The sequence below is a fragment of the Streptomyces telluris genome (assembly GCF_024519335.1).
Taxonomy (GTDB): domain Bacteria; phylum Actinomycetota; class Actinomycetes; order Streptomycetales; family Streptomycetaceae; genus Streptomyces; species Streptomyces telluris.
Genome location: NZ_JANIID010000017.1, coordinates 17,619 through 31,611 on the forward strand (window position 1 = coordinate 17,619; position 13,993 = coordinate 31,611).

A 13,993-nucleotide genomic window follows, 5' to 3' on the forward strand; every position below is an offset into this window, starting at 1 on the left:
CGGTGCGCATCAGCGTTTGCATGGCTCTGCCCGGAACGACTCCGGCCGCCGGATAAGTCCGGCCAGACCTCACAGAGGGGGGACCGTGCGGAGACGCAGCTTACGTACGGCACGATCAGGGAGAGACAGAGCACGACACGGCATGTACGGTGCGGCGGCGCTGATCAGCACCGCCGCACTCGTCGTTTCCGCGGTACCGGCCGAGGCGACGACATCGGCACCGAGGGGGCCGGGCGACGTCGCGCAGGACCGGCGCATGGCAGCGCCCGCCTGGGTGACCGGCATCCGGGAGCCCGCCCCGGCGGCGAAGAACGCCGCCGACGCGGCGCTGCGGTTCCTGGCCGACCAGCAGAGCCGCCACCGGATCGCCCGCCCCGACCGGGATCTCAAGCCCTTGCAGACCGTCGCCACCGGCGGTTCGGAGACCGTGCGTCTTCAGCAGAAGCACCGCGGGGTGGACGTCCTGGGAGGGCAGTACGTCGTCCGGATGGACGCGACGGACGCGAAGAGCGGCGGCAAACGGTTCGTCACGGGCACGTCCGGCCGGTACTTCACCGGGCTGACCGTCCCGACCGAGCCCGGCATCGACGCGCCCCTGGCCGTCGAACTGGCCGTCGACGCCGTGACGCAGCGGCTCGGCCCCGTACGCCCGTCCCGCGACGACCAGGGCGGCGGCGAGGAGGACGGCCGGGAAGGCCCCGGGGGCGGCGGGGCCGGGCAGCCGGTCACCGGCACGGCCCACGGCCTGGTCGTGCTGCCGCGGGGCACGGGGGTGCTCACCCACCACGTGACGGTCCGCGGCACCGACCCGGCCACCGGGACTCCGGTGCTGCGCGAGGTGTACATCGAGGCGCAGACCGGCCATGCGGTCCTCCAGTACAGCGGGATCAAGACATTCAGGACGCCCAGCCGTTCCGCGGTCCCCGGCGCAGGTTCCAAGACCGCCGGAGCGGGCTCCAAGACCGCCGGACCCACGGCCCCGGAGCGCCGCGCCGAGGGCAGCCGGGGCACGGCTGCCGTGCGGGACGGCGGGACGAAGGGCTCCGGTGTCCGGCTGGACGGCGCGAAGGTCGAGCTGCACCTGACCCGGGACGAGGAGCGCAACGCGTATCTGATGCGCGACCGTTCCCGCGTCCGGTCCGGCGACGGCAGCGGCAGCGAGGACACGAACCTCGTTTCCACCTGGGACGCGCGCGGCCGGAATTACGGCGAGGTGTGGCGGACGTGGCCGGCCGACCTGAAGGAGTTCTCCTCCCCCACGGCCGACTTCGGCGACGAGGCCACCGGGATCGGCGCGGTCGACGCGCACTGGGCCGCGGGCCGGGTCCACGACTACTTCAAGGACGTCCACGGCAGGAACGGGCTGGACGGCCGCGGCACGGCCGTGAACTCCCTCGTGGGCCTGGGGATCTCCTTCGCGGACGTCTTCTGGGACGGCCAGAAGGTGATCTACGGGAGCGGCAACGACGAATACCGGCCCTTCTCGGCCGCCCTCGACGTCGTCGGGCGCGAACTGACGCACGGCGTCGTCGAGAGCACCGCGAACCTCGTGCCCGCAGGCCAGTCCGGCGCGCTGGGAGAGGCCCTCGCCGACTACTTCGGCAACGCCGTCGAGACCGACGCGCGCGGCACCGCCATGGACAGCCCCGACGCCGGTCTGCTCGGCGAGACGCTGTGCCGGCAGAAGGAACCGCGCGCCTGTGCCGCGCGTGACCTGAACGACGGGCGGACCACGTCCAAGTCCTTCGCCGGCGTGGGCATCGGCACCGACAACGGCGGCATCCACCTCAACTCCACGATCTTCTCAGGCGCCCTGTGGGACATCCGCGAGGACATCGACCGCACGCTCGCCGACAGGATCGTCCACAACGCGCTCACGCAGTACATGAGCCCGCTCGACGGCTTCACCGAGGGCCGGGCCGCCGTCCTCGCCGCCGCCCGCGACCTCAAGGTCACCGACAGGGAGTACAAGGCGGTCGAGCGCGCCTTCAACGCCCACGGCATCGTCCCCGGCTGGGAACTCGCGCTCGGAGTGGACTCCGACCAGCTGCTCGGCCGGGTCAACACCGACGACCGGACAAGCACCGGGGCGGGCGGCGGCTGGTGGACGGCCTCCACGTCCGGCGACGACGGCTCCGAGCCCTACTCGGTCTGGGCGGGGCGCCTCGACGGGACCGGCGAGAAGAAACTCATCAGCCCCAACGACGGCCGCTACCACGTCGACCCGGTCACCGACGGCAAGACGGTGGTGTGGCAGGCGCGCCGGGGACGGTCCACGGAGATCCTCTCCCGCCCGCTCGCGGGAGGCCCCGTCAAGAAGCTGTTCTCCAACGCGCTCGCCATCACCTCGCTGCACGTGGAGGGGAAGGTCGTCACCTTCCAGGTCCACCGTCGCCGTGCCGGTTCCCGGGTGGTGTACCTGCGGCTGGGCGAGAACACCCCGACGTACGTGGACCCGGGCTCCGCCGGACGCCTGGCGAGCACCGGCGACCCGTCCCTCAGCCACGGCAGGATCGCCTTCACCACCTGGCACCGCGCGGAGGACGGCAACTGGCGGTACGACACCGAGGTCCTGGACGTCGCCACCGGCAAGAGGACCGTGATGAAGCAGATCGGGACCCCCGCCCACCTCACGGGGACCGCCATCACCGGCAAGCACGTCTTCTGGCTGGCCGTCGACGACTACGACCACCCCACCACCGCCGTGCGCCGGTCGGACCTGGACGGCACGGGCACCGTCGACATCAGCCCCGGCACGGGCAAAGACGCCCTGTACGGGACCGGCCTGACAGCCTCCGACGAAGCGGTGACGGTCTCCGTCCGCGCGCCGGACCCGCAGGCACCGGACCCGCAGGCACCGGACCCGCAACTCCGTTACGAAGCACTGGACAGGCTCTGGCAGCTCTCCCCGGACGGGTCGCGACGGGAACGGGTCTCCTGCAACCGGGGTGAACAGCTCTCGCACGCCTCCGCAGACGGCCGGCAGGTGATCTGGGTCGACGCCACGACCGGCCGCACCGACCTCGTCACCCGCACCCGCCCGGCCGGCACCTGTGGCTGACCCGGTCCTCCGCGGAGCCACGGCCGGTACGGCCACCGCCGCGGCGACCGGCGACCGGTGACCGGCGGCCGTCGGGCAAGTGGGCCTGCGCCGGCTCCCCCATCCCTCCGGGATACCGCAGCACCACGTACATGAGCACCGGCTGCGGCGGCGTCGGCGCCTGGTACACCGTGCGCGCCTGACCCGTCTCAACGGGACCTTGCGCTCCTCGGTCTCTGCGGGGAACCGCCGCCGGGCGCGGCCCGGCGGCGCGTTCTGAATCACCCACACGGGGGAATCCGCCGGATCCGTCATCCGATGATCCGACGGGCCGCTTGCATGGGCGCGTCGCAGACCCGCAGCGCCGCGCCCACCAGGAGAGCCGCTTGGACCGCCGCACCTTTCACAGCCGACTGATGTCCTTGGGCAGCCTCGCAGCAGCCGGAACGCTGCTCGGGGCGCCGTGCACCGCGACCGCGGCCCCGCGGTACGAGGGCGCCGGCTCCCCGCCGGCGGGCCCGCCCCGGCGGACGGTGGTGGAGTACGAGCTGCCGCCCGCCGAGGAAACCCACGAGATCGTCAAAATCCCGGACCGGCCGATGGTCCTCGTGTCCCAGATGTCCAACAGCCGGCTGGTGAAGCTCGCATTGGACCCCCGTACCGAGCAGGTGACGGCCGCCAAGGCGTTCCCGCTCGGCTCCTCCGACGCGATGCTGCACGGACTGGCGGTCTCCTCGCACCACCCCGGTCGGATCTGGGCCACGCACGAGGGCGCCGACCGTCTGCTGCTGGTGGATCCGCGGGCGGACTCCCCCGACGCCGCCCCGCGCATCGAACGAGAGATCGCGGTTCCGGGCGGTGGCCGGGGGCCTCACTACGTCAACGAGTACGGGGACACCCTGTGGGTGACCCTGAAGGGGAGCGACCAGGTCCTGGCCCTGGACCACACGCGTCCCGGACGCCACCGCCTCTTCGACGCGAAACCCCACCCCATCTTCGCCGCGCAGCACCCCGTCAGCGGTGACTTCTACGTCAGCCAGGACGGCGCGAGCTCCCTGCTGCGCATCGACCCGCGCACCGGACGCACGTCGCAGCTCCCCGTCCCGGCGGAGCGGGGCAGCACCCCGGTCGGGCTGATCAGCGGCCCCGGCGGGCTCTGGGTGGTGCTCCTCGGCACGGCGAAGGAGGGGACCGGCACGTTCGGCCGGATCGACGCGGACGGGCGGATCGTCTGGCACCGGCTGAGCAGCCCGGTGGGCCGGTCGGCGTGGCTGCTGCACCTGGCGTTCGACCCACGCGGTACGGCGCGCGGGCCGGGGCTGTGGCTGCTGGCGTCGTCGATCGTCTCCGAGCAGGCACGCGACCTCATCATCCGGGTACGGTTCGACTCGTCCTGGACCCGCGTCACCGGGGAGGAGTACGCGGCACTGCCGACGCAGTTGTGCAAGGCGCACCGCCTGCTGCCGCTGGAGCACAGTGTGCTCGCCACCGAGCTGACCAGTTCCAGGGTGGCCCAGCTCATCAGCGCCCGGGAGTGACGGCCGCGCCGCCACAAGGCAGGAGGGCGCCTACGGGTTCCCTCCCCGGCACGCACGAACCAGGCAGGTGACGACCTGTTCCGCCTGTCACCTGCCTGGACGCGCCCCGCCTGCGCGGCCCTGCGCCCGATGCGACGCTGAGTCGCGTGTCATATCGCAGGCCGGAGGAGTGCGTGCCGTGGACATATCCAGTGCCGACCCCGACATAGCCCGACCGCGGACGCGCCATGGGAGCCGCTGGCCGCGCGTGCTGATCGCCCTGGGCGTCGCTGCGGCGCTCGCCGCCGGGGGGTGTTCCGACCGCTCCCCCGAGCAACCCGCGCGCGGCGCCGGTCCTGGTGCCGGTCCCGGTGCCGCCGGAGGGGCCCTGCCGGGCGTCGGTATCACCGGCCGCACCTATCAAGTACCGCAGCCCCTGCCGCCCGCGGCGCCCGGAACCCTCATCGGGGCCAACGACCACGGCACCGACGCGCGGATCGCAGGTGCCCGGCGCTGGACCGTGCTGTACCACTCGCGGAACGCCCACGACGCGGACGTTCCCGTCAGCGGCGTCGTACTCGTGCCGCCCGGGCCGCCGCCGCCCGGCGGCCGGCCCGTCGTCGCCTGGGCGCACGGCACCACCGGCGTCGCCGACACGTGCGCGCCGTCGCACGCGGCCAACCTCGGCTACAACGCCTACGCGCAGGAGATCGCCGCCTTCCTCAAGGCCGGTTACGCGGTCACGGCGACGGACTACCCCGGCCTCGGCACTCCCGGCATGCACACCTACCTGGTCGGCGCCGACGAGGGCAACGCGGTGGTCGACAGCGTCACCGCTGCCCGCCGGCTGGTCCCGGACCTCGCGCCGACGTGGTTCACCGTCGGCCACTCCCAGGGCGGCCAGGCCTCGATCTTCGCCGCCAACGCCGCGAAGAGAGCCCCGGACCTGCGCTTCGGCGGTGCCGTGGCCATCGCGCCGGCCAGCCACCTGAACGTGATGCTTCCCGGCGTCATCGCCGCGCACAACCCCGGGCAGCTCACCTTCGCCCTCTACTCGCTGGCGGGCCTGAACGCCACCGACCCGTCCGTCGGCCTCCCGCGCCTGCTCGGCCCCTCTGCCATGCGCACCGCCTCGCAGGTGTTCGAGGAGTGCATCAACGACCCGCATCCCGGCCTCATCCGCACCACCTCGGAGCAGGCCATCCCGCTCGGCTCCGCCCGGCTCACCGCCCTGGGCCGCACCATGGCCGCCTACGGCAACCCCGACCGCACCGCGGTCCGCAGCCCTCTGCTGATCATCCAGGGCGGCAACGACCTCGACGTGCCGGCCCAGTGGTCGGCGCAGGTCGCCGCCAACCTCCGCGCGCTCGGCTCCACGGCGATCACCGAACGCACCTATCCGGGCAGCGGGCACGACGACGTGCTCGGCCGGTCCTCGTGCGACATCCTCGCCTTCCTGAGCAAGCACGGAGGCCGTCCCCCCGGTGCCTGCACGCCCTTCCGCACCTTGCCGGGCTGACGGGGACCGGGTGACACTCAGGGCGAGCAGGAGGAGCCCGACATGCCCGTGGCAGACGCCGAGGTGCCGGTACTGATCGTCGGCGGTGGACCCGTCGGGCTCACCGCCCGGGCGCTCCTGGAACGCTGGGGCGTACGAGCACTGCTGGTCGAGAAGCACGCCGAGCTGTCCCCCTTCCCCCGGGCCCGGCTGGTCAACGTCCGCTCGATGGAGATCTACCGGCAGCTCGGGCTCGCCGCCACGATCACGGCCGGGGCGTTCGCACCGGAGTACGGGCGCATCCGCTTCCGCGACACCCTTCAGGACCGTGACTTCGCCACAGCGGCCATGGTCGGGATCAACGCCCCGGTACCCGAGAGTCCCGTGACCGGTGTGGTCACCTCACAGGACCGGCTGGAACCCGCCCTGCGCGCCGCGGCGGACGCCCCGCTGCGGTTCGGGGCCGAACTCATCGGCCTGGCCGAGGAGGCCGAGGAGGCCGAGGGCATCGTGGCCGTCCTCGCCGACCACCGGAGCGGCCAGGAGACGCGCGTGCGCGCCCGCTACGTACTCGCCGCCGACGGCGCGAACTCCACCGTCCGGCAGCAGCTGGGAATCGGCACGACCGGCCCCGGCGCGATGGCGGGCTTCACCACCGTCGTGTTCGACGCCGACCTCAGCCGCTGGTGCGCCGATCAGCCCGCCGGGGTCTACTTCACCCCCCATGGAGTCTTCGCGCCGCTCTACCCGGAAGGAGGCTGGGCCTGGTTCGCCCCCACCCCCGAAGACGCCGCACACGCCGACTGGGCCGGTCTCGTCGCACGTGCCCTCGGCCCCGGCACAGAGGTACGGGCCGAGGTGTTGCGCGTTCAGCACTGGACGATGAACGCGATCGTCGCCGAACACTTCCGCCACGGCCGGGTCCTGCTGGCCGGTGACGCCGCACACGCGATCCCCATCACCGGCGGCCTGGGCATGAACACCGGCATCGCCGACGTGCACAACCTCTGCTGGAAACTGGCGGGCGTCCTCCACGGGTGGGCCGGAACGGACCTGCTGGACACCTACGAGACGGAACGACAGCCCGTGGCCCACCGGACTCTCCGGCAAGCGGTGGCCAACACGCACCTCATGATGGAAGTGCAGAGCCGGCGCCGCGAGCAGCTGCGGACGGGCGGAACGGCGTCGTCGGTCCGGATCGAGCTCCCCTGGTCGGAGCAGTACTTCGCCCAACTCGGTCTCGTCCTCGGTGCCGCTTACCGCTCCGCCGCCGTCCTCGCCGATGCCGGCGCCCCGCCCGAGCCGGCCGGTACCGGTGTCGGTACCGGCACGAACTACGTCCCCAGCACGGAGCCCGGCCACCGCATGCCGCACCTCTGGCTCGCACGCAGCCGCTCCACGCTCGACGCGGTCGGCGAGCGGTTCACGCTGCTCACTCCGGATCCCCCCTCCTGGGGGCAGCGGACCGCCACCGCGCCCTGGCCGCTCCGGATCGAGCCCCTTCCCGGGGAACACGCCGGCTCCTGCGACCTCGGCCCGGACGGAGCGCTGCTCGTCCGCCCCGACGGCCACGTCGGCGCCCGCTGGTGCAGCCGCCCGCCCGGCGACTCCACCACCGTCCTCCACCAGGCCCTCAGCACGATCACCCGCTCGGGTCCGGGCCGGTAGCGGCCGCACCGGCCCGGACCACGGCATGAGCCCTCCTGATCAGGGGGAGAGCTTTCGCGCGGTGACGTACCTGAACGGTTCGCAGACTCCGGCGCTGTGGTGGCCTGCGGCCGCGAGAGCCAGAGCGAGGCGCTTACGTGGTTTGAGGTCCAGGTTCGCGGTGGCGTGCAGAGCGCCGAGCGCGAACTCGTCCCCGCACCCCACCGCCGCGTACCCGTCGGCGGGCTCGGCTATCTGGTAATCGGCGTAGACGGCGAACAGGCGACCGTATATGCCGACGAGGAACGTCCCGCCCTGCTCCTGCTCGCAGTCCTTGCGCGACCAACCGCCGTTCTTGAGGCACGTGCGCAGCTTGTCGACGAAGACGGTGGTCATGAAGTGGTCCAGGTCGCCCTTGGGCTTGGGCGCCTTGAACGCGTGATGCAGCAGCTGGCCCATGCGGAAGCTGGTGGTGAAGCCCAGGGCGTAGGGGCCGTTGCGGAAGATCTTCGGGTCCCGGCGGACGGTGAGTCTGAGGCCGGCGACACCGGCCGAATCCCCGCCCAGGTGCACCCGCTCGTTGTGGACGAGTCCGACGATCACGGTCATGGTCTCCCCCTCTGCAGTTGCCGCCCTCCCGATACTGCGCCCGGGGAGCCTGGCGGAAACCGGGCGAGAAGGGGGCGCGGCTCCGCGCCGGCCGCGTGGGAAACGGCCGGCTCGCCGGTGCGCGCCTGCCCGTTGCGGCGACTGCGGTCACGCGGAGCTCTAGAGTGCGGGGAACGCCAGTGCCGTACACGACCAGTGCCGTGCACGAAGGGATGTTTTCCATGAGCATCGTGGTCACCACACCGACGGGACACGTGGGGTCGCGCGTGGTGCGGCTGCTGCTCCAGGCCGGCGTCCGTCCCCACGTCCTTGTCCGTGACCCGGCCCGTCTGGACGAGGCGACCCGCGCGCGGGCCGATGTGCACCGGGGTGACCTGACGGACGCCGGATTCGTCCGCGAGGCGGTGGCGGGAGCGGGAACCGTCTTCTGGGTCGATCCCACGCCGCACACGGCGGCGGATCCGATCGAGACCTCGCTGCGGACCGCCGCGCCGCTGGTGGAGGCAGCCCGGGTCGGCGATGTGCGGCGGGTGGTGTTCTTGAGCAGTATCGGCGCGGAGAAGCGGCACGGGGTCGGGCACATCGACGCCCTGGCCGGGATCGAGGAACAACTCGATGCCACCGGAGCGGATGTGCTGCACCTGCGGTGCGCGTACTTCTTCACCAACCTCCTGTTCGACCTCGAAGGTCTCTCCCGCGGCGTCCTGACCACGGCGTTCGATCCCGGCCGCCCGATGCCGTGGGTCGATCCGCGCGACATCGGAGACGTGGTCGCGGCCCGGCTGCTGAGCGACGCCTGGCAGGGCCGGGTGGTCCAGGCCGTGCACGGGCCGGAAGACCTCGCCTTCGATCAGGTCGCACGGATCCTCACCGATGCGCTCGGGTACCCGATCCGGCTCGACCACGTCGGCGACGAAGCGACCCGGGACGCGCTGCGCGCGGCCGGGCTGCCTCCTTCGGCGGTGGAGGGCATCGTCGGGATGACCACCGGATCGCGCGGCCTGGTGCCCGAGCAGCCCCGCGACCTGCTCACCACCACTCCCACCCGGCTCAGCGGATGGGCTCATGCTCAGCTGCGTCCACTGCTGGAGAAGTGACCGGCGCGCAGCGTCCGGCCGTTGAGAGCATTCGTCAAAGCCTTCGCATCCGGCCGTCGCGTTCACCCAAAGGAGTTCCCCTGCAGGGAATTCCTCAATTCACTCTTTCGAGTAGCATTCGTATCGTTTTCGCGTGTCGCGTTTGCGGAAGTTTACGAGGAGAGTCCGGCTCCGCTTAAAGCCGGAAGGTCCTTCTCATGAAGGGAACGTGCTCGTCATGGACGACACGAGGAGAAACTCAGCCCGCGCGCGTACGACAACTCGCCGCCGAATCGGCCGACTTGCCGCAGTGGCCGCCACGGCAGCCCTCCCCGCCGCGCTGCTGACCGTCCCCGTCCACGCAGACGCCCCCCGCTCCGGCGGGGCTGCCGCGGCGGCGTTGTGCACGGTCAACGGCGTGCCCGCATTCGGCACCGTCATCAACGGCACGGCGGGGCCGGACACGATCCGGTGCTCCTTCGTCGGCGTCACCGACACCGTCAACGGCCTCGGCGGCAACGACAACATCTCCGTGGTCGTCAACCGCGGTCGCGTGAACGGCGGCAACGACAACGACGTCATCACGGTCCTGGACAACAACGGCGGCATCGTCGACGGAGGCGCCGGCTTCGACGTCTGTTCCGTCAACGGCGGCATGAAAGTGAACTGCGAACTGTAAGCAGACACCGTTCTGTGAGCAGACGCCGTTCTGCAAGCAGACGTCGTTCTGTGAGCAGACACAGTTCCGCCTGCCCGCCCCCGAATTCCGCCTGCCGTGCCGCGGTTCGACGCCCGGCACGGTGGGCGGATTCGCTTCACCGACGGCATGGGTGCATGTCCGGATGTGACAGATCGCCGTCATTGCGGCCATCGGTGCCGGAGGTGAGGATGGGGTCATGCCCCTTCCTCACCGTGTCGTCATCGCGGTCTTCCCCGATGTCGATCTCCTCGACGTCACCGGCCCGGCCGAGGTCTTCGCGCTGGCCAACCGGGAGACCGCAGGCCGCGCCGGCTACCAGGTCCGCCTCGCCGGGCCGGCCGCCGGCGGGGTGCGGACGTCGGCGGGTGTGCGGCTGCTGGCTGATCTGGCCTTCGGCGAGGTCGGCGGGCAGGTGGACACCCTCCTGGTGCCCGGCGCGGTCGACATGACCGACGACGGTCCCACGGCCCGGATCGACGCCGATGTCGTCGCGTGGGTGAAGGAGACCGCCGCGCACGCCCGGCGGGTGGCGTCGGTGTGCGTGGGTGCGCACGTCCTGGCGGCCGCCGGGCTGCTGGACGGGAAGACGGCGACCACGCACTGGTCGACCGCCGCCCAGCTCGCCGCCGACCATCCGGCCGTCACGGTCGACCCGGATCCGATCTTCGTCCGGGCCGACCGAGGCCAGCTGTGGACGGGCGCCGGCATCAGCGCCTGCCTGGACCTCGCGCTCGCCCTGGTCGCCGAGGACCTGGGCGAGGATGTCGCACTGGCGGTGGCCCGGCAGCTGGTGATGTACCTCAAGCGGCAGGGCGGGCAGAGCCAGTTCTCCGTGCCGCTCAGCCGGCCCGCCTCCGCCCGCCGCGACATCGACGAGCTGCGGCTGTGGATCGCCGATCACCTCGACGAGGACCTGTCCGCGGAGGTGCTGGCGGCCCGGATGTGCCTGAGCGAGCGGCACTTCGCCCGCGTCTTCAAACAGGAGACCGGCGCCGGTCCCGCCGCCTACGTCGAGGCCGCCCGGGTCGAGGTGGCCCGGCGTCTGCTGGAGACCACCGACGACCCGCTCGACCAGGTGGCGGCCGCGGCGGGGCTCGGTTCGGTGGAGACCCTGCACCGGGCGTTCAGGCGGCAGCTCGCCACGACCCCCGCCGCGTACCGCCGCCGTTTCCGCACCCGGACCGCCTGACAGCCCCACCCACCGACAGCCCCATTGCCCACTCGGGCAAGGCGGGTGGCTCCGCCCTGCCTCGTTCCCTTGCGAAATTCCCTGACGGAATTCCCTTACGACACTCCCCTACGAAAGGCATCCCATGAGCAGCAACCAGCCCTCCACGACCCTGCGCGACGTCATCGGTCTGGACAGCCGGCCGCCCGCGCTCGGCGACTCCGTCCTGATCATGGTCGACTTCCAGAACACCTACCGCAGCGGCGTCATGGCCCTGGAAGGCGCCGAAGAAGCCCTCGCGGCCGGCGCCCGCCTCCTGGAGCGCGCCCGCGCCGCGGGCATCCCGGTCGTCCACGTCATCAACGACGGCGGCGAGAACACCCCCTACGACATCCGCGCCCGCATCGGCGCCATCAGCGACGAGGTCGCTCCGGTGGACGGCGAGGCGGTCGTGGTCAAGCAGTTCCCCGACTCCTTCCACCTCACCGACCTGGAGAAGACCCTGACCGGCCTGGGCGCCGCCCCGGGCAGCGGCAAGGACCTCGTCATAGGCGGCTTCATGACCCACATGTGCGTCAGCTGCACGGCCCAGGGCGCCTTCAACCTCGGTTACCGGCCCACCGTCGTCGCCGAAGCCACCGCCACCCGCGCCCTCACCGCACCCGACGGCACCGTCCTGCCCGCCGCGGCCCTGCAGACCGCCGCCCTGACCACCATCACCGACCTGTTCGGCGTCGTCGTCCCCACCGTCGACGCCCTTCCCGCCTGATTCCCGGGACCCCGGAATCACCTGGTTCCGGGGTCCCCGGTGAAGCGGTTCATTCCCGCCCTCCGATCAGGGTGTTCGCGATGTGGTCGGCGAGGCGGGACAGCCAGTCGGGCCGCGCGTTGCCGAGGAGGTGATCGCCGTGCGGCACGGACAGATAGGTGCCGTGCGGTGCCAGGCGGGCCAGCGGCTCGCCGTTCGTCGCGCCGGGAATGACGTCCCGGCCCCCGTCCACGACCAGCAGCGGGGCCGCGATGCGCGGGGCCAGGGCGGAGAGGTCCACCTGGCGGGCGAACTCGCGGGCGGCGTCGGCCCCTCCGGTGCGCCGGGCCATGATCTCCTTCACCGGAGGGGGCAGTTCCGCCCAGTCGAGGCGGAAGGGGCCGCTGACGGTCGCGACCGCCGCCACGCGCGTCTCCAGTGCCGCGGTCCGGGCCGCGAAGTAGCCGCCCAGGCTGAGGCCGACGAGCCCGATGCGTTCGGCGCCGAGAGCGTCGACGACCCGGCCCACGACCTGCTCGTAGTCCGGCCTGAGGGTCGTCGTGGCGGCGAGCGCCCCCTGCCCGGGGCCGTCCATCGCGAACACCGCCAGCCCCCTGGCCAGCAGCGCGGACGCCAGGTCGAGGAATTCCTCCTTGGCCGAGTCCAGGCCGGGGACGACGACCACGGTGCCGGGCGCGTCGGCGGGGCCGCGCAGCAGTCCGGTGAATCCCTCGCCGCTCACGCGCCGCGCGCCGGGCTCCAGCACTGCGAGGGCTCTGCCCAGGGCCCGGTCCGCCTCGGCGGCGGCGCGGCCTCCGCGTACGGTGCGAGCGTGGCGAGGTGGAACCACCGGGCCGCCATCAGCAGGTGCTCACCCGCCGAGACGGGGGATCCCGCGGCCTCCGCGCGCTCCAGGTGGGCGTGTCCGGTGCGCAGGAAGGACGGCCCCCAGTCGGCGACGGAGGCGAGGGCGTCGGTGACGCGCCGGTACTCGTGGGGGTCGACGCCCGCGCCGGTGGCGCGCGTCCACTGGGCCGCGGCGAACTCGGTGGCGCTCATCGTCCTTCTCCTGTCAGCAGTACGGCCTTGCCGCGTATCCGGCGCTCTCTCAGGTCGACCAGGGTGCCGGCCGTCTCCGCCCAGTCGGCCGTCCGGCCGATCTCCGGATGCAACCGGCCCTGCTCCACGAGACGCACCAGTGCCGCGAGGTCGGATCCGTACGGGGCGCCCGCGTAGTGGAAGTGCCGGATCGTGACGCGCTCGGGCCCGCTCAGCAGCTGGAAGAAGTCGAGGGTCACCGGGGTACGGCTCGCCTGGCCGAACCAGACGAGCGTGCCGCCCGGGCGCACCTTCGCGAGGGCGAGGGGCAGATCCGGTCCGCCTGTGGACTCCAGCACGACGTCGAACGGTCCCCGGGCCGCCGCGACGGCGTGCACCACCTCGGCGCCCAGTGCGGCGAGCCGCTCGCCGCGCTCCGGCGTGGCCGTCACCACGGTCAGCTCGGCTCCGGCGCCGACGGCCAGTTCGGTGACGTAGTGGCCGACGCCGCCCGAAGCGCCGGTGAGGAGCACGCGCCGGCCGGTCAGGGAGCCGGCCGTGCGCAGCAGCCGCAGGGCGGTGATCCCGGCCAGGGGCAGGGCGGCTGCGCGTACGCTGTCGATGCCGTCCGGGAGCACCGCGAGCGAGTGCGTGGGCACGGCGGCGTACTCGGCCCAGCCGCCCTGCGCCGGGTGCCCGACCACGCGGGTGCCGATGCCGGGGCCCGAGCCGTCGGCCGCGGCCTGTACGACGAGCCCTGCGACGTCCTTGCCGGGCAGATATCCCGCCCGGGGCTGTTCGAGGAGGAACGTCTCGCCCCGGTTCGGCGCGAACGCCTCGACTTTGATCAGTGCCTCACCGGGCTCCGGGACGGGCTGGGGGACCTCGGCGAAGGCGACCGGACGCGCCGCGTCCCCCGTGGGAATCAGTCTGTGCATGCCGGTTATGCAAC

At 72.5% G+C, this 13,993-nt stretch carries 12 protein-coding genes; 8 read left to right on the plus strand and 4 right to left on the minus strand.

Features of this window, described 5'->3' with window-relative positions; genetic code table 11:
- Positions 1-256: 256 nt before the first annotated feature.
- From NQU55_RS19105 to NQU55_RS19120, 4 genes are all read left to right on the plus strand, one after another.
- Positions 257-3,061 (plus strand): M4 family metallopeptidase, encoded by a 2,805-nt coding sequence (locus NQU55_RS19105; protein ID WP_256790884.1) that lies wholly within the window; start codon positions 257-259, stop codon positions 3,059-3,061.
- Between the two features lie 395 nt (positions 3,062-3,456).
- Complete coding sequence (locus NQU55_RS19110) at positions 3,457-4,578, plus strand: Vgb family protein (RefSeq protein WP_256790885.1); 1,122 nt, start codon at positions 3,457-3,459, stop codon at positions 4,576-4,578.
- A gap of 178 nt (positions 4,579-4,756) precedes the next feature.
- Positions 4,757-6,076 carry a lipase family protein gene (locus NQU55_RS19115; protein ID WP_256790886.1) on the plus strand — a complete coding sequence of 440 codons (1,320 nt, stop codon included), beginning with the start codon at positions 4,757-4,759 and terminating at the stop codon, positions 6,074-6,076.
- Between the two features lie 42 nt (positions 6,077-6,118).
- On the plus strand, positions 6,119-7,723 hold the full coding sequence (locus tag NQU55_RS19120) for an FAD-dependent monooxygenase (RefSeq protein WP_168096442.1): 1,605 nt from the start codon (positions 6,119-6,121) through the stop codon (positions 7,721-7,723).
- A 39-nt stretch (positions 7,724-7,762) separates the two neighbouring features.
- Here NQU55_RS19120 and NQU55_RS19125 read toward each other — a convergent pair whose 3' ends face one another.
- The gene (locus tag NQU55_RS19125) at positions 7,763-8,311 is read right to left on the minus strand and encodes a hypothetical protein (protein ID WP_256790887.1); all 549 of its coding nucleotides are present in this window, start codon (positions 8,309-8,311) and stop codon (positions 7,763-7,765) included.
- A 221-nt stretch (positions 8,312-8,532) separates the two neighbouring features.
- On the opposite strand from NQU55_RS19125, the gene NQU55_RS19130 reads away from it, so the two are divergent.
- The 4 genes from NQU55_RS19130 to NQU55_RS19145 all read left to right on the plus strand — a co-directional run bounded on the left by NQU55_RS19130 (position 8,533) and on the right by NQU55_RS19145 (position 12,024).
- Entirely contained in the window at positions 8,533-9,408 is an 876-nt protein-coding gene (locus NQU55_RS19130) for an NmrA family NAD(P)-binding protein (RefSeq protein ID WP_168094760.1), read from the plus strand.
- A gap of 289 nt (positions 9,409-9,697) precedes the next feature.
- The gene (locus NQU55_RS19135; RefSeq protein ID WP_168094761.1) at positions 9,698-10,066 is read left to right on the plus strand and encodes a hypothetical protein; all 369 of its coding nucleotides are present in this window, start codon (positions 9,698-9,700) and stop codon (positions 10,064-10,066) included.
- 217 nt (positions 10,067-10,283) lie between these two features.
- Entirely contained in the window at positions 10,284-11,276 is a 993-nt protein-coding gene (locus NQU55_RS19140) for a GlxA family transcriptional regulator (protein ID WP_168094762.1), read from the plus strand.
- 124 nt (positions 11,277-11,400) lie between these two features.
- Complete coding sequence (locus tag NQU55_RS19145; protein ID WP_168094763.1) at positions 11,401-12,024, plus strand: isochorismatase family protein; 624 nt, start codon at positions 11,401-11,403, stop codon at positions 12,022-12,024.
- A gap of 49 nt (positions 12,025-12,073) precedes the next feature.
- Here the strand turns inward: NQU55_RS19145 and NQU55_RS19150 are convergent, their stop codons facing one another.
- The 3 genes from NQU55_RS19150 to NQU55_RS19160 are packed head-to-tail and all read right to left on the minus strand — an operon-like array spanning position 12,074 to position 13,979.
- Positions 12,074-12,853 carry an alpha/beta hydrolase family protein gene (locus NQU55_RS19150; protein ID WP_505017594.1) on the minus strand — a complete coding sequence of 260 codons (780 nt, stop codon included), beginning with the start codon at positions 12,851-12,853 and terminating at the stop codon, positions 12,074-12,076.
- The gene (locus tag NQU55_RS19155) at positions 12,742-13,062 is read right to left on the minus strand and encodes a hypothetical protein (protein ID WP_240976727.1); all 321 of its coding nucleotides are present in this window, start codon (positions 13,060-13,062) and stop codon (positions 12,742-12,744) included. The genes NQU55_RS19150 and NQU55_RS19155 overlap by 112 nt, the downstream gene beginning before the upstream one ends.
- Positions 13,059-13,979 carry a zinc-binding dehydrogenase gene (locus NQU55_RS19160; protein WP_168094764.1) on the minus strand — a complete coding sequence of 307 codons (921 nt, stop codon included), beginning with the start codon at positions 13,977-13,979 and terminating at the stop codon, positions 13,059-13,061. Before NQU55_RS19160 ends, NQU55_RS19155 begins: the two co-directional genes overlap by 4 nt.
- Positions 13,980-13,993: the final 14 nt, after the last annotated feature.

What these genes read in the sequence shown, in the direction of transcription:
- NQU55_RS19105 (WP_256790884.1), top strand. Translation starts at nt 257, where the DNA reads ATGGCAGCGCCCGCCTGGGTGACCGGCATCCGGGAGCCCGCCCCGGCG.
- NQU55_RS19110 (WP_256790885.1), top strand. Translation starts at nt 3,457, where the DNA reads ATGTCCTTGGGCAGCCTCGCAGCAGCCGGAACGCTGCTCGGGGCGCCG.
- NQU55_RS19120 (WP_168096442.1), top strand. Translation starts at nt 6,119, where the DNA reads ATGCCCGTGGCAGACGCCGAGGTGCCGGTACTGATCGTCGGCGGTGGA.
- NQU55_RS19125 (WP_256790887.1), bottom strand. Translation starts at nt 8,311, where the DNA reads ATGACCGTGATCGTCGGACTCGTCCACAACGAGCGGGTGCACCTGGGC.
- NQU55_RS19130 (WP_168094760.1), top strand. Translation starts at nt 8,533, where the DNA reads ATGAGCATCGTGGTCACCACACCGACGGGACACGTGGGGTCGCGCGTG.
- NQU55_RS19140 (WP_168094762.1), top strand. Translation starts at nt 10,284, where the DNA reads ATGCCCCTTCCTCACCGTGTCGTCATCGCGGTCTTCCCCGATGTCGAT.
- NQU55_RS19145 (WP_168094763.1), top strand. Translation starts at nt 11,401, where the DNA reads ATGAGCAGCAACCAGCCCTCCACGACCCTGCGCGACGTCATCGGTCTG.
- NQU55_RS19155 (WP_240976727.1), bottom strand. Translation starts at nt 13,062, where the DNA reads ATGAGCGCCACCGAGTTCGCCGCGGCCCAGTGGACGCGCGCCACCGGC.
- NQU55_RS19160 (WP_168094764.1), bottom strand. Translation starts at nt 13,979, where the DNA reads ATGCACAGACTGATTCCCACGGGGGACGCGGCGCGTCCGGTCGCCTTC.